Raw genomic sequence first — 15,802 nt, 5'->3', positions numbered from 1 at the left:
TGGTGGCCGTAATTGAGGGTGCAAACTGCTTACTGGCGGACGAATTCGTTCTCGATGTCGTCAAGTGTGATTTTCCAGTGCAGCATCATGTGCCGTAACAGAAGCATCTCTGGCTCACTGATCATGGCGTCTGATTTGCAGATATCCAATGCGAGGGCGCAACAAAGCAGTTTCTTTTTTCGGTCGGTAATGATGTCCAGTACTTCATTGATGCGTTGGGCTGACAGCAGATGAATGGTGCCTTCGCCATCCGCATCATCGGTGAGGTCATCGCAGTATTTGATCAGGACATCAATAAAAGCTTTTCTGGGTAGCCCGATGATTTCATAAACATGCAGGCTTTCAAGCGTTTCGATTTCCCGAGGATCCATATTCCCGTCTGTAATCATGAACATGGCGAGAATGCGGGCAATCGCTTCGGGGCTGTTGATGTGGTAATTCTCCATTTTTTACTCCCCTTGAACTGTATTGCATCGTTCTATGAACTGGCCCGGTATCGGGCAAGCCTGGCGTCTGGCATAGTCAAAAAACACTACACCTGTTTTGATGCGTAGTATGGGGCTATTGTCTCTCATGCGTGTGGCTTGGTAAACAAGTTCGCATGCGACACGCGAGAAGTTTGTAACACCGAGCTCAATCCTGAGTCGATCCGCATGAAAGGCTTCGGCCTGATAGATGATCGCGGCATCTGCAATGATGATGCCGGCACCGTAAACATCAGACTCTGAGCAGCCCAATTGTGCAAGGAATCTGATTCTTGCCTCATGGGCAAGCCTCAGCGCACTATCGTTACCCATGTGGCCGGCGTAGTTGATGTGTGAAACATCAACAGTGATTTCAGTGCTGAAAATGGATCGGGTAAGGGGCGGAATTTCGACTCTGGCCATGATTGTGCCTTGTTTTGCGGAGCGTAGGGCTGTTGGTGCTTGTCAAATAACTTGCTTTGAATAAAGCTATCATAAAGGCAAGAGAGTGATTCATCGCACATGAGGGGGTAATTATGTACCAGCGTATTTTTGTACCTGTAGATGATAGTGAGACATCTGCTCTGGCGTTGAATGAAGCGTGTCGTTTGGCTGCGGAAGTCGGCGCAACGGTGAGATTAGTTCATGTGGTTGATCTGGCCCAGTTTGGCTGGGGTGGTGCGGAGTTTCTTGATGCGGCCGAATTGCAAGATTCTATCAAGCAGGCTGGCGAGCAGGTGCTGGGGCAAGCCAAGCAAAAAGCCGAGGTGCTGGGTGTAAATCCTCAGGGGGCCGTGCTTGAGAGCTGGGGCGATCGTTTGGCCAGTGTCATCATTGATGATGCAAACAAGTGGGGGGCTGACCTTATAGTAATGGGAACACATGGTCTGGGTGGCTTGATGCACTTGCTGCTGGGTAGTGTGGCGGAGGGCGTGCTCAAAATGGCGGATGTTCCTGTATTGCTGGTGCGCCATCCAGGGGAGTAACTTGATTGAACCGTTCAAAGCGCCATGTGGCTTTCTCATGGCGCTTTTTGTTTATATATTGCATATGCTGAGCATAACTTTTGACCTGTTTTTCTGGACTGCCAGATGTGCTGCGCTTTAAAGCGTTAGTGAATTCTGCGGTGGGTAAGTTGTAATTTTGAGTTATATTTATAACAAGCAAAACTTAGCAAATTAGAACAGGTTCAGGACGCCATCAATGTTTGATCCATCGACATCCGTATTGATCATCGAGGATTCGCATACAGTCAGGCAATCGCTGAGGACAATGTTGGGTAATGTCGGTATTACTCGCTCGGAGACTGCGGTAAATGCGGCTGACGGTTTGCAGCGAATTCGCAAGAAGGTCTTTGACATTGTCTTGTGTGACTACAATCTCGGCGAAGGAATGAATGGGCAAGAGTTGCTCGAGTTGTTGCGTCGGGAGGGTGGGTATCCGCTGACGTCTGTCTGGATCATGATCACCGGTGAGCGGAAGTACGAACGCGTTGTCGCCGCTGCCGAAGTTGCTCCTGATGATTACATTCTCAAACCTTTCTCTAGCCAGACGCTCCTCGATCGCCTTGAGCTTTCTCATAAGCGAAAATTGTTTCTTAAGCCGGCACATCTGAAATTGGGTGTAGGGGACGTCGCGGGTGCCATTACGGTACTCAGACAGCTGGAGACTGTGGCAGAAAACAATGTCCAGCTGATGGATGTGCTGCGTTTGATGGCGGAGACTTACCTGGCGAGTGATCAGTTTCGCGATGCTCGCGCCGTTTACGAAAAAATACTGTCAATGCGGGCGATTCCATGGGCAAAGATGGGTATGGTGCGGATTCTGCGTGAGCAGGATGAAGTGTCGCAAAGTACTGATCTGCTTAATGAAATCATTTCTGAGGCGCCGAGCTACACCGATGCCTATGATGCCTTGGCGCACAATCTTAGCCATTGTGGCCAGTTTGCCGAGGCTTTATCGATACTGGAGAAGGCGGTTGCTCTTTCGCCGCGAAATTTTCTGCGCTTGTGCAGTTGTGGCGAGGTGGCGCTGAGTGTCGGCGACCCGGCCAAAGCGGCGGCTTATCTTGAGAAAGCCGTGCTGATAGGCCGAAACAATAGCGCATTCGGTCCTGGCGTTATGGTCGATCTGTTGCAGGCTTACAGTGAGAGCGAGCAACTGGACAAGATGGATCGGCTGTCCAAGGAGCTGGCCGGCATGCTGAAGTCCGATTCGGATCAGTTCCTCTCGCTGACCTGTCGGGCTCTGTCGGCGTTGGCAAGAAAAAACTATAGCGAGGCGCAGGAGTTGCTCAAACAGGCATTGCAACGCCTCCTGGCAGTGCCGGCTCCTTGGCGCGATGTGACTCGATTCGTCGAGGCGGCCGTACGAGTACAGGTAGAGCAGGGCGAGCATCCGGCTATAGAGTGGTTTGAACAACTATCCTTGCGGTTTGTGAAGAATCATCTGGATGTAGAGCAGCTTTCAGCTTTGTGTCGTGAAAGTGAGAGTCTGGCGGATGTTATCGAGCAGGCTTACTCTAGATTGCAGACCTCCAATGATAAGGCTATGGAGCTGGTGAAAAATGGCCAGAAGCAACAGGCCACGTTGATGCTGTTTGATGCTGCAATGGAGACGCATAATGATCGTCTTGGCATGAATGCCTGCGCACTTCTGTTGATGTCGAAGGAGGAGGGTGTGCTTGATAAGGCTAGGCAGCTGTTGGGCTGGTTGCCGCCAGAGCACGAGAGGGTACGGGGTTTTCGTGCTGAATTATCCAGGCGAGAAGTTTTGTCTGGTTGACGTATGATATGCATATTAAAAAAGCCGGCTTGGTGCCGGCTTTTTCGTTTAGTACAAGTAAGTACGATTACTTCACCGGGCAGCTGTTGCCTGCACGATAGTCAACCACCTTGATCTTGCCGGAGATGATGTCTTTTTTGGCTTGTGTTACGCGGCTTTCCATTTCCTTGCTGACCAGTTTGCGGTTGTTGGCATCCAGTGCCCAGTCAACACCGCCTTCTTTCAAGCCCATAGTGACCACGCCGGGCTTCCAGTTGCCCTCTTTGCCGGCCATCATGGCGTTGTAAACCGCGTTGTCGACACGCTTGAGCATGGAGGTCAATACAAAACCTGGGAACAGGTGATTCTGGTTGGAGTCTACGCCGATGCCGAGTTTGTTTTTGTCCTTGGCTGCCTGCAGTACGCCCATGCCGGTGCTGGCGGCGGCGTGGAAGACGACATCTACGCCACGGTCAAACTGGCTGCGAGCCAGCTCGCCACCGCGTGCCGGGTCGTTGAAGGCCTGGCCAGTGGTGCCGGTCATATTGCTGATGACTTCAATCTTGCCGTTGGCAGCCTTGGCACCCTGGGCAAAGCCGCAGCCGAAGGCGCGGATCAGCGGTACATCCATGCCGCCGATGAAGCCAACCTTGTTGGATTTGGAGGCGAGGCCGGCAGCCATACCGACCAGATAAGAGCCTTCCTGTTCCTTGAAGACAACCGATTGCACATTGTTGCCCTTGGCAACGTCATCAACAATGGTGAATTTCACATTCGGAAACTCGGCGGCGATAGCCTGTACCGACTGGGTGTAGGCAAAACCGACGGCAATGATCAGGTCAACATTGCGGCGGGCCAGGTTGCGCAGTACCTGTTCTTTCTGTGCCTCGTTATTGACCTGGGCTTCGCGGTAGGTCAGGCCGGTTGCTTTTTTGAAGCGTTCGGCACCGGTGAAGGCGGCTTCGTTGAAGCTTTTGTCGAACTTGCCGGAGGCACCGTACACTACAGCTGGGGTAAAGGCATGGGCGGAGCCAATGCACAGCAGGGAGAGGGTCAGCGGCGCAAGGAATTTGCAGTTAGCCATGGTTGTCTTCTTTTCGTGTTATCGGGGTGAGTGTTTTTCATTCCATTGTTCTTGCTGATTTGCCAATGGAATGAACATTCCCGCGCGCCTGTTTGCTGCCCGCAGGTTGAAAATGCGGGGGATGAGTTTACCGATATAAGTGCTGCTTGTAGTGTTGATTGGCGTGATTGTGTAGTTTCTGGTCGCATTTTTGAATATTTTGGCTTCTTTTGGAGTGTTGGTGACGGTGCCGGGCGAGGTGGGCCTGCTCTGGCTGACATCCTGTTTCTGGAGATGGCGATGCTTTTGGTGTTCTATAAGTGAGCGTGGCGGGCTTGTTGCTTGCCGGTGGCGAAGGCCGGCGTATGGGGGGGCAGGACAAGGGCTTGGTGGAGCTTTGCGGCCAACCTTTGATTGCCCACGTGGTTCGGCGGCTGCGTCCGCAGCTTGACCGCATCTATATCAGTGCCAATCGCAATACCGAGCATTATCGTCAGTATGCGGATGATGTCTTTGCGGATGAGCCTGAATGGCAGGGCATGGGGCCTTTGGCTGCGTTGGCTACGGCAGAAAACTGTTTGCCAAGAGATATAGGGCTGGTACAGCTGGCGGCCTGTGATATGCCTTTGTTGCCATTGGATCTGGTGGCAACGCTTGTTGCCGCAGGGCGTGATCAGGTGATTCTGCCGGTGACCGAGCAGGGGCCGCAGCCTGCCTGTGTGCTGGTGCCCCGACCTTTGCTGGCAACAGTGGCGCCTTATTTACAGGCTGGTGGGCGCAGTATTCGTGGCTGGCTGGCGTCCGTGCCCTTGCTTGAGTGCCGACTGCCCGCAGAGGGTTTCGCCAATGCCAATGACCCGCATGCCTTGCAGCTACTGGCTGAGCATCCGGCCATCCGCTCATCTGCCAGTCGGCAAATCTGAAGGCACGACTTTATCTTTGCTTGACCCAACAATTTCATCAGAAGCGAAACATGGCTGACAACGAATACACCCTGTCGCAGCAAGACAGGCAAATCCTGCGCGAACTGCAGCGCAATGCACGTCTTTCCAATGCGGAGCTGGCCGAGCGAGTCGGGATGTCCAGTACGGCTTGCTGGAACCATACCCGCCAGCTGGAGAAGGAGGGCTATATCGAAGGCTATGTCGCGCTGCTGAACCAGAAAAAAATGGGTCTGCCGGATACGGTGCTGATCGAGGTGACGCTGAATGGTCACGAAGACGACACGCTGGCACGTTTTGGCGAAGAGTTGGCCGCCTTGCCCGAAGTGCTGGAGGCGCATCTGGTCTCGGGTGAGTACGACTACCTGATCAAGGTGGCGGTTGATGGTACTGCCGGTTACGAGCGCTTCTTGCGCGAAAAGCTCTACAAGATTTCCGGTATCAGGCACAGTCGCTCGATGTTTGCCTTGCGCTGCATGAAGTCGATTCCCTCAGTCGAGATCTGAACGTCTTTGCCGCCACAGGCTCAGCAGGATGCTGGCGGCGAAAAAACCTTCCATGATGACGGCTACGGGTGAGCCGAGTAGCGCATTATTGAGCAGCCAGCACAGCGTGCCTGCCAGCATCCAGTAACGCAGTTTGCGTGCCCCGGTCTGAAAGGCGGCATGGGTTTGCAGCATGTTGGCCGCAGTCGCCAGCCAGGACAGCGGGGTGCTGCCCAGCCACAGCAAGGTGGTGGGTGCCAGCAGCAGATAGAAGCGATGCCAGCGTGGAGAAGGAAAAACGGCGCTGGTCAGAAAGCGGCAGCTGGCGAGCAGTAATAGCAAGGCAGCGTTTGGCTGGGACAAAAGCAGAAAGTGGCCGGCATTGAGCAGGCAGGATAGTGCAAGACAAAGCAGTGTCTGCTGCTTGTGCCGCAACTGGAATGACAGCAAGTCCAGCAGCAATGCGAGGCTGACGAGGAGCTGGGAAAGTAGAAAGGTGTCTGACATGATGAGTGCGGTGGGTAAGGGCACTCATCATCTCCGGCAGGGCATGTGCCGGCATTAACCCTTGTTAATGCGTTGCCGGATGCGGGACAGACTGACGGCAGTCATGCCCAGATAATTGGCCAGTTGCTGCTGGCTTAGCCGCTGTGGCCAGTGTGGGAAGTCCTGCAAAAGTTGCCGGTAGCGTTCTTCGGCATTATTCAACAGCAGGAATGCTTCCTTGCGTTCCTTGTATAGCAGCTGGCGGGCGATCAGCTGTTCGCGCACAGGCTGCCAGTCATCTTGCGCCAGCCACGACAAGGGCAGGCGGATGGTCTGCAAATCAGTCAGGGCTTCCAGTTGATAGCGACTGGCGGCTTGCATCAGCCAGGCGTCGTAAACCAGGCAAAATTCGCCCTCAAAGTAAAACTCCTTGCAACGTAACTGGCCGCTCTGGCTGTAGTGGCAGGCACGGGCAATGCCACACTTGATGAAGTAGAACTGTTGCTGGCGTTGACCTTGTGCAAGGAGCGTGCTGCCGGCGGGTAACAGCTCGGTCTGGCTGGGTAGTTGGCCCAATGCATCGTTATTCAGGCCCAGTGCTTGCAGGGCAAGGGGAAGGGAGGTCGGCAGCGCGGTGGGCTCGGGTAATTCAATCTTCTTCATCACGCAGCCATTCAAGCTGACCGTGAGCGGCCTCTTGCAGTTGGCCGCATAGTTCCGTGCTGTTCTGTTCGACAATTTCGAATTGCAGGATCACGGCATCGCCATGCTGGCAGTCCAGCAGTTCCGCATCGGCCTGTTGCAGCAGGCGGCGGATTTTACCTTCCAGCGGGTAGGGAATGCGGCAGCTGTGGCTGGATTTTCGCTGCAGAGTGATGCGTTCAGCAGTTTGCAAAGCGGTGGCTATACTGTCCGAGTAAGCGCGAACCAGGCCGCCAGCACCGAGTTTGACGCCGCCAAAATAGCGCACCACGGTGGCCAGTACGCCCTCCAGTTGCTGGTGTCGCAACACGTCCAGCATGGGGCGGCCGGCAGTGCCGGACGGCTCGCCATCATCGTTGGCCGCAGAGTGTCCGCCCGCCATCAGTGCCCAGCAGACATGAGCGGCGCCAGGATGTTGTTCGCGCAGCAATTGCACGCGTTGCAGGGCGGTTTGCCTGTCGGCCAGCGGTTCGATGCAGGCAATGAAGCGGCTTTTCTTGATCAGCAATTCGGCGTGGCAGGGTTTCAGCAGGGTGTCAGGCATGGCGTAGCTTTGTAAGGTAAGGGTGAACTCTAAGCCACGGTGTGAGGTGCGGCAAGCCGGGGTGTTTTTTCGTTCATCCGCCGGATTATCGAAACGGCATGCCGACATGTTGCATTCATGTTGCAGCATGGCTTTCTTGTCGGGTGTGTCATGGCGTAAATTATGCATTGTCCAACAAGTTGAATATAGATTGTATACAATAGACAAATCGGACAACCAACAATCTGAGGTGAGACTCCATGCAGTTTCCGGCATTCGCCCGTCAGCAAAGCGCCCTGAGAGACGCCATTACCGCTGCTTATCGTCGTGATGAAAAGACTTGTGTCAGCGAGCTGGTCGAGCAGGCGGCCATGCCTGCCGAGCAGGTTACAGCCGTCAAAGCGCTGGCCTCGCGCCTTGTCAGCAAGGTGCGTAGCGAGCGTACCAAGTCCAGCGGGGTGGATGCCCTGATGCACGAGTTCTCCCTGTCCAGTCAGGAAGGCGTGGCCCTGATGTGTCTGGCCGAAGCGCTGCTGCGCATTCCGGACCGCGCCACCGCAGACCGTCTGATTCGCGACAAGATTTCCGGCGGCGACTGGAAGTCCCACCTGGGTAACAGCTCTTCGCTGTTCGTGAATGCCGCGGCCTGGGGCCTCGTGGTTACCGGCAAGCTGGTGTCTTCGCACAGCTCGCACGGCCTGTCGGCTGCGCTGACGCGCATGGTCGCCAAAGGCGGCGAGCCGCTGATCCGCAAGGGCGTTGATCTGGCGATGCGCATGCTGGGCAAGCAGTTCGTGACTGGCGAGACAATTGACGAGGCGCTGGCCAATGGCCGCGAGCGCGAGGCACGTGGCTATCGTTTCAGCTATGACATGCTGGGCGAAGCGGCGCTGACAGAAGCAGATGCCCAGCGTTATCTGAAGGATTACGTCACCGCGATTCACGCGATCGGCAAGGAGTCTGCCGGCCGTGGCATCTACAATGGCCCGGGCATCTCGGTGAAGCTGTCGGCGATTCATCCGCGTTACGCGCGCATGAAGCACGACCGCATGATGGCCGAACTGCTGCCGCGTCTGAAGCAGCTGTTCCTGCTGGCCAAGCAATACAATATCGGCCTGAATATCGATGCCGAAGAAGCTGACCGTCTCGAAATCTCGATGGATCTGATCGAGGCGCTGGCCAATGATGCAGACCTGAACGGTTTCGAAGGCATCGGCATCGTGGTGCAGGCTTACCAGAAGCGCTGTCCGTATGTGATTGACTTCCTGATCGACCTTGCACGTCGCACCGGTCACCGCTTCATGGTGCGTCTGGTGAAAGGCGCTTACTGGGATGCCGAGATCAAGCGCGCCCAGGTTGATGGTCTGGATGGTTATCCGGTCTACACCCGCAAGGTGTATACCGATGTGTCCTACCTGGCTTGCGCCAAGAAACTGTTGGCCGCACAGGATGCGATCTACCCGCAGTTTGCCACTCACAATGCCTACACGCTGTCGGCGGTTTACCAGCTGGCAACTGGCAAGGATTACGAATTCCAGTGTCTGCACGGTATGGGCGAGAGTCTTTACGACCAGGTGGTCGGTGCGGCCAACCTCGACAAGCCTTGCCGCATTTATGCGCCGGTCGGTTCGCATGAAACCCTGCTGGCCTATCTGGTGCGTCGCCTGCTGGAAAACGGTGCCAACAGCTCTTTCGTGAACCGTATCGTTGACGAAAGCGTATCGATTGAAGATCTGGTGGAAGATCCTGTTGCCGAAGCTCGTCAGCTGGCTGGTTTGCCGCATGGCAAGATCGCTCTGCCGCGTCAGCTGTATGGTGCCGGCCGCCTGAACTCTGCCGGTGTCGATCTGGCCAATGAGCATGTGCTGCAACAGCTGAATGTCGAGCTGCAGGCGGCCTCTGCCTTCCCTTACAAGTTTGCGCCAATGTTGGCCGCAGGCGAGCCGACAGATGGCGAAGTGGTAACGGTGCGCAATCCGGCCAGCCACGGCGATATCGTCGGCACTGTGCAGGAAGCATCGCTGGCAGATGTCGAGCTGGCACTGCAGCAAGCGGTACTGGCGGCACCAGCCTGGGCAGCAACTTCGCCAGCCGAGCGTGCGGCGTGCCTCGAGCGCATGGCCGATGCGATGGAAGCCAATATGTCCACGCTGATGGCGCTGGCCGTGCGTGAGGCCGGCAAGACACTCAGCAATGCGATTGCCGAAGTGCGCGAGGCGGTCGACTTCTGCCGTTACTACGCCGAGCAGGTGCGTCGCGAATTCAATAACCAGACTCATCTGCCACTGGGCCCGGTGGTCTGCATCAGCCCGTGGAACTTCCCGCTGGCGATCTTTATCGGCGAGGTGGTTGCCTCGCTGGCTGCCGGCAATGTGGTGCTGGCCAAGCCGGCCGAGCAAACCGGCCTGATCGCGGCTTACGCGGTGAAGCTGCTGCATGAGGCGGGTGTGCCGCGTGGCGCGCTGCAGTTCCTGCCGGGTCGTGGCGAGACCGTTGGTGCCACTCTGACTGGCGATGCGCGGATTCAGGGTGTGATCTTTACCGGCTCGACCGAAGTGGCCCAGCTGATCAATCGTACTCTGGCGCGTCGTGGCGAAGAGGTTGCGCTGGTGGCAGAAACTGGCGGCCAGAATGCGATGATCGTCGACAGCTCGGCGCTGGCCGAGCAGGTGGTCGGTGATGTGATTTCTTCGGCGTTCGACTCCGCCGGCCAACGTTGCTCGGCACTGCGCGTGCTGTACCTGCAGGAAGAGATCGCCGACAAGGTCGTTACCATGATCAAGGGCGCGATGGACGAGTTGCGCGTCGGCAACCCGATGCGCTTCGATACCGATATCGGCCCGGTGATTGATGAGGAAGCGCGTGGCAATCTGCAGGCGCACATCGATGCGATGCGGACTCAGGCCAAGAGCTGCTATCAGGCCGTGCTGACGCCAGAGTGTGCCGAGGGTAGCTATATCGCGCCGACATTGTTCGAAATCCGTTCGCTGTCCTTACTCAAGCGTGAGGTGTTTGGCCCGGTGCTGCACGTGATCCGCTTTGCGGCGCGTGATATCGATCAGGTCATCGACGAAATCAATGCCTCCGGCTATGGCCTGACCCACGGTATTCACAGCCGTATCGACGAATCTATCGATCACATCGTGTCGCGAGTGAAGGTCGGTAACGTCTATGTGAACCGCAATATCGTCGGTGCGGTGGTTGGCGTGCAGCCATTCGGTGGTGAAGGCAAGTCAGGTACCGGCCCGAAAGCCGGTGGCCCGTACTATCTGTATCGCCTGACGCGTGCGGCTTGGGAGCCGGAGCTGGCTGGTGCGCTGCTGAATACCAATCTGCCGCAGCTTGATGCCTTGCAGGAGGTGCTGCCAGTACTGGGTAGCGATGCGGCGTCGCAGGATCGCTGGCGCGAGGCGATTGCTTATGCACGTCGTCACAGCCCGCTGGGCACCGTGGTGACCCTGCCTGGTCCGACTGGCGAACGTAATACCCTGAGCTTCGCGCCGCGTGGTGTCGTGGTTTGCGTTGCCGAGACTTTGCCGGCGCTGGTGACCCAGCTGATTGCGGTAGCGGCTACCGGTAATCAGGCGGTGCTGCTTGGTGGTCCGCTTGCGGCCAACCTGCCGCAGGCGCTGGCGCGCTTTGTCAGCCAGAGCAATGACGGTCTGGACAAGGTTGCGGCGACGGCGGTGTTGTATGCCGGCAACGATGCTGCAGCTGCCCGTCAGGTGTTGGCGCAGCGCGATGGTGCCTTGTTGCCCTTGCTGCTTGAAGAGGGTGAGGGCTATAACCTGCACCGTCTGGTGGTGGAGCGTGCTGTCAGCGTCAACACGACTGCGGCGGGTGGTAATGCCAGCCTGATGAGCATCAGCGAGTAATGAATATTGTATAAAAATTTGCCGGGTGCGGATTGCGGTGGGAGTATTGCAATCTGCGCTTGGCATAACGCGAAACATGTTGGCGGGTTGTTTCGCGATTTACACCGCCGTACTGAGAGAAGAGAACATGCAACTGACCAAATTGACCACGATTTCCCTGGCTGTCGCTGCTGCTGTGGCCCTGTCTGCCTGCGGCAAAAAAGAAGAAGCTGCCCCTGCGGCTGATGCATCGGCTGGCGCTTCTGCTGCAGCCGAAGTCGTCAAGATCGGTTTTGCTGCGCCGCTGACTGGCCCGCAAGCTCACTATGGTGAGGAATACAAGAACGGTGTGACACTGGCCATCGAAGATGCCAATGCCGAGAAGCCGACTATTGCCGGCAAGGCCGTGACTTTTGAATTGGTTGCCGAAGATGACCAGGCCGATCCCAAGATCGCTACCCAGCTGGCTCAGAAATTCGTAGACAACCAGGTTGCCGGTATCGTTGGCCACTTCAACTCCGGCACGTCGATTCCTGCATCCAAGATCTACTCTGACGCTGGTCTGCCGCAAGTTGCCATGGCGACTGCTCCTGCCTTTACCCAGCAGAGCTACAAGACCACCTTCCGCTCCATGACTTCCGACACCCAGCAGGGTTCGGTAATGGGCAAGTTCGTGGTTGAAAAACTGGGCGCGAAGAAGATTGTCATCATCGATGACCGTACCGCTTATGGCCAGGGTCTGGCTGACGAGTTCGAGAAGGCTGTCAAGGCTGCAGGTGGCGAAGTGGTGAAACGTGAATTCACTAACGACAAGGCTACCGACTTTGCCGCGATTCTGACTTCCATCAAGGCAGCTGCTCCTGATGTGGTGTTCTACGGCGGTGCAGATGCGCAATCCGCGCCAATGGCCAAACAGATGAAGCGTCTGGGCCTGAAGGCTCCGCTGGTTTCCGGCGAAATGACCAAGACCCCGACTTTCCTGAAGCTGGCTGGCAAAGAGGCTGATGGCACCATCGCTTCGCTGGCGGGTCTGCCGCTGGAAAACATGCCTAAGGGCCCGGATTATGCCAGCCGTTACAAGGCACGTTTCAATATGGATGTAGCGACTTACTCGCCGTACGGTTATGACGCGACTCGCGTACTGATCGCTGCGATGAAAGAGGCTGATTCCGTGAAGCCTGCTGATTACCTGCCGAAGTTGGCCGCAATCAACCACTCCGGTGTGACTTCCGCCAGCTGGTCTTATGATGAGAAGGGTGATCTGAAAGACGGTGGTATCACTGTCTACAAGGTCGAGAACGGCGAATGGAAGGTGCTGGAGACTGTTGGTGGTGGTGCGGCGCCTGCTGCCGCAGCTGCTTCTGCTGCCAAGTAATTGGTGTTGTTTGAAAAAGCCGGTGCATGCACCGGCTTTTTTTATTTCAGTGCGTTTTGCGGCGCATGAACAGGGTCATGGCAAACAGGATGCTTGCCGTGCCGGCAAGCAGCAGCCAGGAAAGCGTGAAACTGTTGGTAAGGTCGCGAATCGCGCCGGCAGCAACCGGGGCAGCCGCGGCCATGATATAGCCTATGCCTTGTACAAAGGCGGTCAGTTCGCCGGCATGCTGCGGATCGTCAAGATGCTGCAGCGTCAGGATCATGGTCAGCGGGAACAAGCCGCCAATACCGGCGCCAAGAATGGCAACCCAGAGCAGGCTGTTTTCGGTGCCTTGCAGGCTGATGCCGAGCAGGCCGGCAAGGTTGGCCGCAATCGCTAGGGCAAGCCAGGGTCGCAGATCACTGAAGCGACTGGCGATAACCGGCAGCAGCAGTCCGCTGGCAACTTCGAAGGCCGTCATATAGCTGAGCATCAGCCCGCCTTGCTGTGCGCTGTAGCCAAGACTGGTGAAGTAGGGTGGCAGCCAGGCCAGCGTGCAGACGTAAATCGCGGTGCCGATGCCGAAATAAATGGCCAGTGCCCAAGCCATCGGCAGGCGATGGATGCGGATCGGTGCGCTCGAGTGGCTGCCGGATGCCGAGCCGTGATGATCGGCCGGGGCCAGCCATAGCCACAGCAATGCAGTCAGTGCTGCCGGCGGGCTCCACAGGGCCAGTGCCTGCTGCCAGCTGCTATGTTCAGCCAGCCAGGCGGCGCTGCCGGCAGAAACAGTAGCACCGCCCATCAGCGAGGTTACATAAAGCCCCATCATCAATGAGGTGTGCTTGCCGAAGTGCAGCTTGATCATGCCGGGAATCAGGATCTGGATGGCGGCAATACCAAGGCCGGCAAGAGCGGCCGAGGCAATCAGCACGCTGCTGTGTTCGCCAAGCAGTCGCAGCAGGCAGGAGGCGGCGATCAGGAGCAGGGCGTAACTGACGCCCTTGCGTGTGCCGGTGAGCTTTTTCAGCCAGCCAAGACTGAAGGCAGCGGCACCCATGATCAGCACCGGCAGGGTGGTCAGCAGCGCAGCCATGCCATAGCTCATGCCGGTGTGGCCGGTAATCAGCTCCATCAGTGGGGCGATGCTGGCAAGGGCTGGCCGCAGATTGAGACCGGCCAGCAGAATCAGAGCGCCGCAGGCCAGTTTATTGATGTGTGTCTTGCTCATGGTGTTATTTTTCAATTCCTTGTAACCAGCTGCGAAGCAGGCCGGCTAGCTGTTGTTGCTGTTCTGCCGGCAGCTTGGCCAGCAGGGTTTGCTGGGCAGCAGTGTGGTCCTGCAGCGCGGCTTCGAGTTTTTCCTTGCCAGCTGCTGTCAGGCTGACCAGCCAGCCACGTTTGTCACTGGGGTCTGGCGTGCGGGTAATCAATCCGGCCAGTTCGAGCTTGTCCAGCCGCTTACTGACTGCGCCCGAGCTCAGCAGCAAGGAGCGATAAAGCTCGGTCGGGGTGAGGGTGTATGGTTCCCCTTGGCGTCGCAGCGTAGCCAAAACATCAAACTCGCCATATTTGAGTTCGTGCGGTGCCAATGCTGCATCGCGGACCTGCTCGAAGGCTGCCATCAGTCGTGCAATCCGCCCGAGTACGGCCAGCGGCATCGGGTCGAGCTCGGGTTTGCTTTGTTGCCACTGGCTCAGAAAGCCATCAATCTCGTCCATTCTGCTTCCCTGTAAGAATCTTCTTTGGAAGATATGTGTCGTTAAAAAATCGGCGGTCTCCCGCCGATGTGGCTGTTTATTCGTCGCCCAGCGTCAAGGCATTGATATTGTAGCCAGCGTCAACATAGGTAATCTCGCCTGTTATGCCCGAGGCCAGATCGGATAGCAAGAAGGCAGCAACATTGCCGACTTCTTCAGCAGTCACGTTGCGACGCAGGCAGGATTGGTTGGCCGCCTTGTGCAGCAGTTTGCTGAAGCCTGCGATGCCGGCTGCGGCCAAGGTCTTGATCGGGCCTGCCGAAATGCCGTTGACGCGGGTGCCTTCGGCGCCGAGGCTGGCTGCGGTAAAGCGTACCGATGCTTCAAGACTGGCTTTGGCAAGGCCCATGACGTTATAGCTCGGAATGGCTCGTACGGCGCCAAGGTAGCTCAACGTCAGCAGTGCGCCATGGCGGCCACGCATCATCGGCCGTGCTGCCTTGGCCAGTGCCGGGAAGCTGTACGCCGAAATGTCATGCGCGGTCTGGAACGCTTCACGCGACAGCGAGTCGAGAAAGTCGCCTTCGAGTGCCTCGCGCGGGGCGAAGGCGATGGCGTGTACCAGGCCGTCAAGCCCGTCCCATTGAGTGCCAAGGTCAAGGAACAGGCGCTTGATGTCTTCGTCTTGCTGTACGTCACAGCGGAAAACCAGCTTGCTGCCAAATTCGGCTGCAAGTTCACTGACTCGATCCTCGAACTTGTCGCTGGCATAGGTAAAGGCGAGCTCCGCACCTTCGCGATGACAGGCTTGGGCGATGCCGTAGGCGATCGATCGATTGGAAATCATCCCGGTTATCAGGATTTTTTTACCCTGTAAAAAAGCCATGTACTTCCTCGTGTGATATCCGGTGGAGTTTTTATTGGAACCGGCCAGTTTATCACGTCGTGCCGAGAGTGAGAATCTGCCGACATCCAAGTCTTACTGTAGTCCAGCTTGGGCTGGCCCGCCGTGCTTGCCGCTATGGCCCCGAGTTGCTAACATCGGGAATCAAAACCTGAAACAAACGCCATTCGAGAGGAAGACGATGAGCGACCTGATTCTGCATGTGACCGATGATACTTTTGAACAGGACGTACTGAAGGCCGAGCTGCCAGTACTGGTTGATTACTGGGCTGAGTGGTGTGGTCCTTGCAAGATGATCGCCCCTATCCTGGATGACGTGGCCAAGGAATACCAAGGCCGCCTGTCCGTTGCCAAGCTGAACATTGACCAGAATGAAGCGACCCCGCCGAAATTCGGTATCCGCGGTATTCCAACCCTGATGCTGTTCAAAAACGGTGAAGTGGCTGCTACCAAGGTTGGCGCACTGTCCAAAACGCAACTGGTTGAATTCCTGAATACCCATCTCGGCTGATCAGGTTTGACAGTAAGCGTGTGATCGGCTATTTTCCAGCCAGATCTTC

The 15,802-nt window shown here is 56.6% G+C and carries 17 protein-coding genes; 8 read left to right on the top strand and 9 right to left on the bottom strand.

Annotation, left to right across the window (positions count from 1 at the left end; translation table 11 throughout):
- Positions 1–29: 29 nt before the first annotated feature.
- On the bottom strand, positions 30–446 hold the full coding sequence (locus tag ACZ9W6_RS00910) for a hypothetical protein (RefSeq protein ID WP_465189167.1): 417 nt from the start codon (positions 444–446) through the stop codon (positions 30–32).
- Between the two features lie 3 nt (positions 447–449).
- Positions 450–887 carry an acyl-CoA thioesterase gene (locus ACZ9W6_RS00905; RefSeq protein WP_465189166.1) on the bottom strand — a complete coding sequence of 146 codons (438 nt, stop codon included), beginning with the start codon at positions 885–887 and terminating at the stop codon, positions 450–452.
- A gap of 113 nt (positions 888–1,000) precedes the next feature.
- On the opposite strand from ACZ9W6_RS00905, the gene ACZ9W6_RS00900 reads away from it, so the two are divergent.
- Together ACZ9W6_RS00900 and ACZ9W6_RS00895 are read left to right on the top strand one after the other, a co-directional pair.
- Positions 1,001–1,450, top strand: coding sequence for a universal stress protein (locus ACZ9W6_RS00900; RefSeq protein ID WP_465189165.1), 450 nt, complete (start codon positions 1,001–1,003; stop codon positions 1,448–1,450).
- A 217-nt stretch (positions 1,451–1,667) separates the two neighbouring features.
- Entirely contained in the window at positions 1,668–3,248 is a 1,581-nt protein-coding gene (locus ACZ9W6_RS00895) for a response regulator (RefSeq protein WP_465189164.1), read from the top strand.
- A 67-nt stretch (positions 3,249–3,315) separates the two neighbouring features.
- Here the strand turns inward: ACZ9W6_RS00895 and ACZ9W6_RS00890 are convergent, their stop codons facing one another.
- Positions 3,316–4,311: a BMP family lipoprotein gene (locus ACZ9W6_RS00890; RefSeq protein ID WP_465189163.1), complete on the bottom strand. Its 996-nt coding sequence runs from the start codon at positions 4,309–4,311 to the stop codon at positions 3,316–3,318.
- A gap of 30 nt (positions 4,312–4,341) precedes the next feature.
- On the opposite strand from ACZ9W6_RS00890, the gene ACZ9W6_RS00885 reads away from it, so the two are divergent.
- From ACZ9W6_RS00885 to ACZ9W6_RS00875, 3 genes are read left to right on the top strand one after another with little or no spacing between them, the layout of a single operon-like run.
- On the top strand, positions 4,342–4,614 hold the full coding sequence (locus ACZ9W6_RS00885; RefSeq protein WP_465189162.1) for a hypothetical protein: 273 nt from the start codon (positions 4,342–4,344) through the stop codon (positions 4,612–4,614).
- Positions 4,611–5,213, top strand: a complete 603-nt coding sequence (mobA, locus tag ACZ9W6_RS00880) for a molybdenum cofactor guanylyltransferase (RefSeq protein ID WP_465189161.1) — start codon at positions 4,611–4,613, stop codon at positions 5,211–5,213. The genes ACZ9W6_RS00885 and mobA overlap by 4 nt, the downstream gene beginning before the upstream one ends.
- 50 nt (positions 5,214–5,263) lie before the next feature.
- The gene (locus ACZ9W6_RS00875; RefSeq protein ID WP_465189160.1) at positions 5,264–5,737 is read left to right on the top strand and encodes an Lrp/AsnC family transcriptional regulator; all 474 of its coding nucleotides are present in this window, start codon (positions 5,264–5,266) and stop codon (positions 5,735–5,737) included.
- On the opposite strand, the gene ACZ9W6_RS00870 is transcribed toward ACZ9W6_RS00875, so the two are convergent.
- From ACZ9W6_RS00870 to ACZ9W6_RS00860, 3 genes are read right to left on the bottom strand one after another with little or no spacing between them, the layout of a single operon-like run.
- Positions 5,723–6,223 (bottom strand): YgjV family protein, encoded by a 501-nt coding sequence (locus tag ACZ9W6_RS00870; RefSeq protein ID WP_465189159.1) that lies wholly within the window; start codon positions 6,221–6,223, stop codon positions 5,723–5,725. The two genes, ACZ9W6_RS00875 and ACZ9W6_RS00870, sit on opposite strands and share 15 nt — an antisense overlap.
- A 54-nt stretch (positions 6,224–6,277) precedes the next feature.
- Positions 6,278–6,865 (bottom strand): Crp/Fnr family transcriptional regulator, encoded by a 588-nt coding sequence (locus tag ACZ9W6_RS00865; RefSeq protein ID WP_465189158.1) that lies wholly within the window; start codon positions 6,863–6,865, stop codon positions 6,278–6,280.
- Complete coding sequence (locus tag ACZ9W6_RS00860; protein WP_465189157.1) at positions 6,852–7,448, bottom strand: IMPACT family protein; 597 nt, start codon at positions 7,446–7,448, stop codon at positions 6,852–6,854. Before ACZ9W6_RS00860 ends, ACZ9W6_RS00865 begins: the two co-directional genes overlap by 14 nt.
- Positions 7,449–7,687: 239 nt before the next feature.
- On the opposite strand from ACZ9W6_RS00860, the gene putA reads away from it, so the two are divergent.
- Both putA and ACZ9W6_RS00850 read left to right on the top strand, forming a co-directional pair.
- On the top strand, positions 7,688–11,302 hold the full coding sequence (gene putA / locus ACZ9W6_RS00855; RefSeq protein ID WP_465189156.1) for a trifunctional transcriptional regulator/proline dehydrogenase/L-glutamate gamma-semialdehyde dehydrogenase: 3,615 nt from the start codon (positions 7,688–7,690) through the stop codon (positions 11,300–11,302).
- A 127-nt stretch (positions 11,303–11,429) separates the two neighbouring features.
- Positions 11,430–12,656 (top strand): branched-chain amino acid ABC transporter substrate-binding protein, encoded by a 1,227-nt coding sequence (locus ACZ9W6_RS00850; RefSeq protein ID WP_465189155.1) that lies wholly within the window; start codon positions 11,430–11,432, stop codon positions 12,654–12,656.
- Between the two features lie 46 nt (positions 12,657–12,702).
- On the opposite strand, the gene ACZ9W6_RS00845 is transcribed toward ACZ9W6_RS00850, so the two are convergent.
- From ACZ9W6_RS00845 to fabI, 3 genes are all read right to left on the bottom strand, one after another.
- Entirely contained in the window at positions 12,703–13,869 is a 1,167-nt protein-coding gene (locus ACZ9W6_RS00845) for an MFS transporter (protein ID WP_465189154.1), read from the bottom strand.
- 4 nt (positions 13,870–13,873) lie between these two features.
- Complete coding sequence (locus tag ACZ9W6_RS00840; RefSeq protein ID WP_465189153.1) at positions 13,874–14,359, bottom strand: MarR family winged helix-turn-helix transcriptional regulator; 486 nt, start codon at positions 14,357–14,359, stop codon at positions 13,874–13,876.
- A gap of 76 nt (positions 14,360–14,435) precedes the next feature.
- Positions 14,436–15,224, bottom strand: coding sequence for an enoyl-ACP reductase FabI (gene fabI, locus ACZ9W6_RS00835; protein ID WP_465189152.1), 789 nt, complete (start codon positions 15,222–15,224; stop codon positions 14,436–14,438).
- A 199-nt stretch (positions 15,225–15,423) separates the two neighbouring features.
- On the opposite strand from fabI, the gene trxA reads away from it, so the two are divergent.
- Positions 15,424–15,753, top strand: coding sequence for a thioredoxin TrxA (trxA, locus tag ACZ9W6_RS00830; RefSeq protein ID WP_465189151.1), 330 nt, complete (start codon positions 15,424–15,426; stop codon positions 15,751–15,753).
- The last annotated feature ends 49 nt before the right edge of the window (positions 15,754–15,802 follow it).

Source organism: Vogesella lacus, assembly GCF_979366295.1.
The sequence above is the reverse complement of the archived record's forward strand: the minus strand, read 5'-3'. Positions and strand labels throughout refer to the sequence as shown.

Excerpts from the sequence above, each read along its gene's own strand:
- ACZ9W6_RS00910 (WP_465189167.1), bottom strand. The coding sequence starts at position 446 with ATGGAGAATTACCACATCAACAGCCCCGAAGCGATTGCCCGCATTCTC.
- ACZ9W6_RS00905 (WP_465189166.1), bottom strand. The coding sequence starts at position 887 with ATGGCCAGAGTCGAAATTCCGCCCCTTACCCGATCCATTTTCAGCACT.
- ACZ9W6_RS00900 (WP_465189165.1), top strand. The coding sequence starts at position 1,001 with ATGTACCAGCGTATTTTTGTACCTGTAGATGATAGTGAGACATCTGCT.
- ACZ9W6_RS00895 (WP_465189164.1), top strand. The coding sequence starts at position 1,668 with ATGTTTGATCCATCGACATCCGTATTGATCATCGAGGATTCGCATACA.
- ACZ9W6_RS00890 (WP_465189163.1), bottom strand. The coding sequence starts at position 4,311 with ATGGCTAACTGCAAATTCCTTGCGCCGCTGACCCTCTCCCTGCTGTGC.
- ACZ9W6_RS00875 (WP_465189160.1), top strand. The coding sequence starts at position 5,264 with ATGGCTGACAACGAATACACCCTGTCGCAGCAAGACAGGCAAATCCTG.
- ACZ9W6_RS00870 (WP_465189159.1), bottom strand. The coding sequence starts at position 6,223 with ATGTCAGACACCTTTCTACTTTCCCAGCTCCTCGTCAGCCTCGCATTG.
- ACZ9W6_RS00865 (WP_465189158.1), bottom strand. The coding sequence starts at position 6,865 with ATGAAGAAGATTGAATTACCCGAGCCCACCGCGCTGCCGACCTCCCTT.
- ACZ9W6_RS00860 (WP_465189157.1), bottom strand. The coding sequence starts at position 7,448 with ATGCCTGACACCCTGCTGAAACCCTGCCACGCCGAATTGCTGATCAAG.
- putA (WP_465189156.1), top strand. The coding sequence starts at position 7,688 with ATGCAGTTTCCGGCATTCGCCCGTCAGCAAAGCGCCCTGAGAGACGCC.
- ACZ9W6_RS00850 (WP_465189155.1), top strand. The coding sequence starts at position 11,430 with ATGCAACTGACCAAATTGACCACGATTTCCCTGGCTGTCGCTGCTGCT.
- ACZ9W6_RS00845 (WP_465189154.1), bottom strand. The coding sequence starts at position 13,869 with ATGAGCAAGACACACATCAATAAACTGGCCTGCGGCGCTCTGATTCTG.
- ACZ9W6_RS00840 (WP_465189153.1), bottom strand. The coding sequence starts at position 14,359 with ATGGACGAGATTGATGGCTTTCTGAGCCAGTGGCAACAAAGCAAACCC.
- fabI (WP_465189152.1), bottom strand. The coding sequence starts at position 15,224 with ATGGCTTTTTTACAGGGTAAAAAAATCCTGATAACCGGGATGATTTCC.
- trxA (WP_465189151.1), top strand. The coding sequence starts at position 15,424 with ATGAGCGACCTGATTCTGCATGTGACCGATGATACTTTTGAACAGGAC.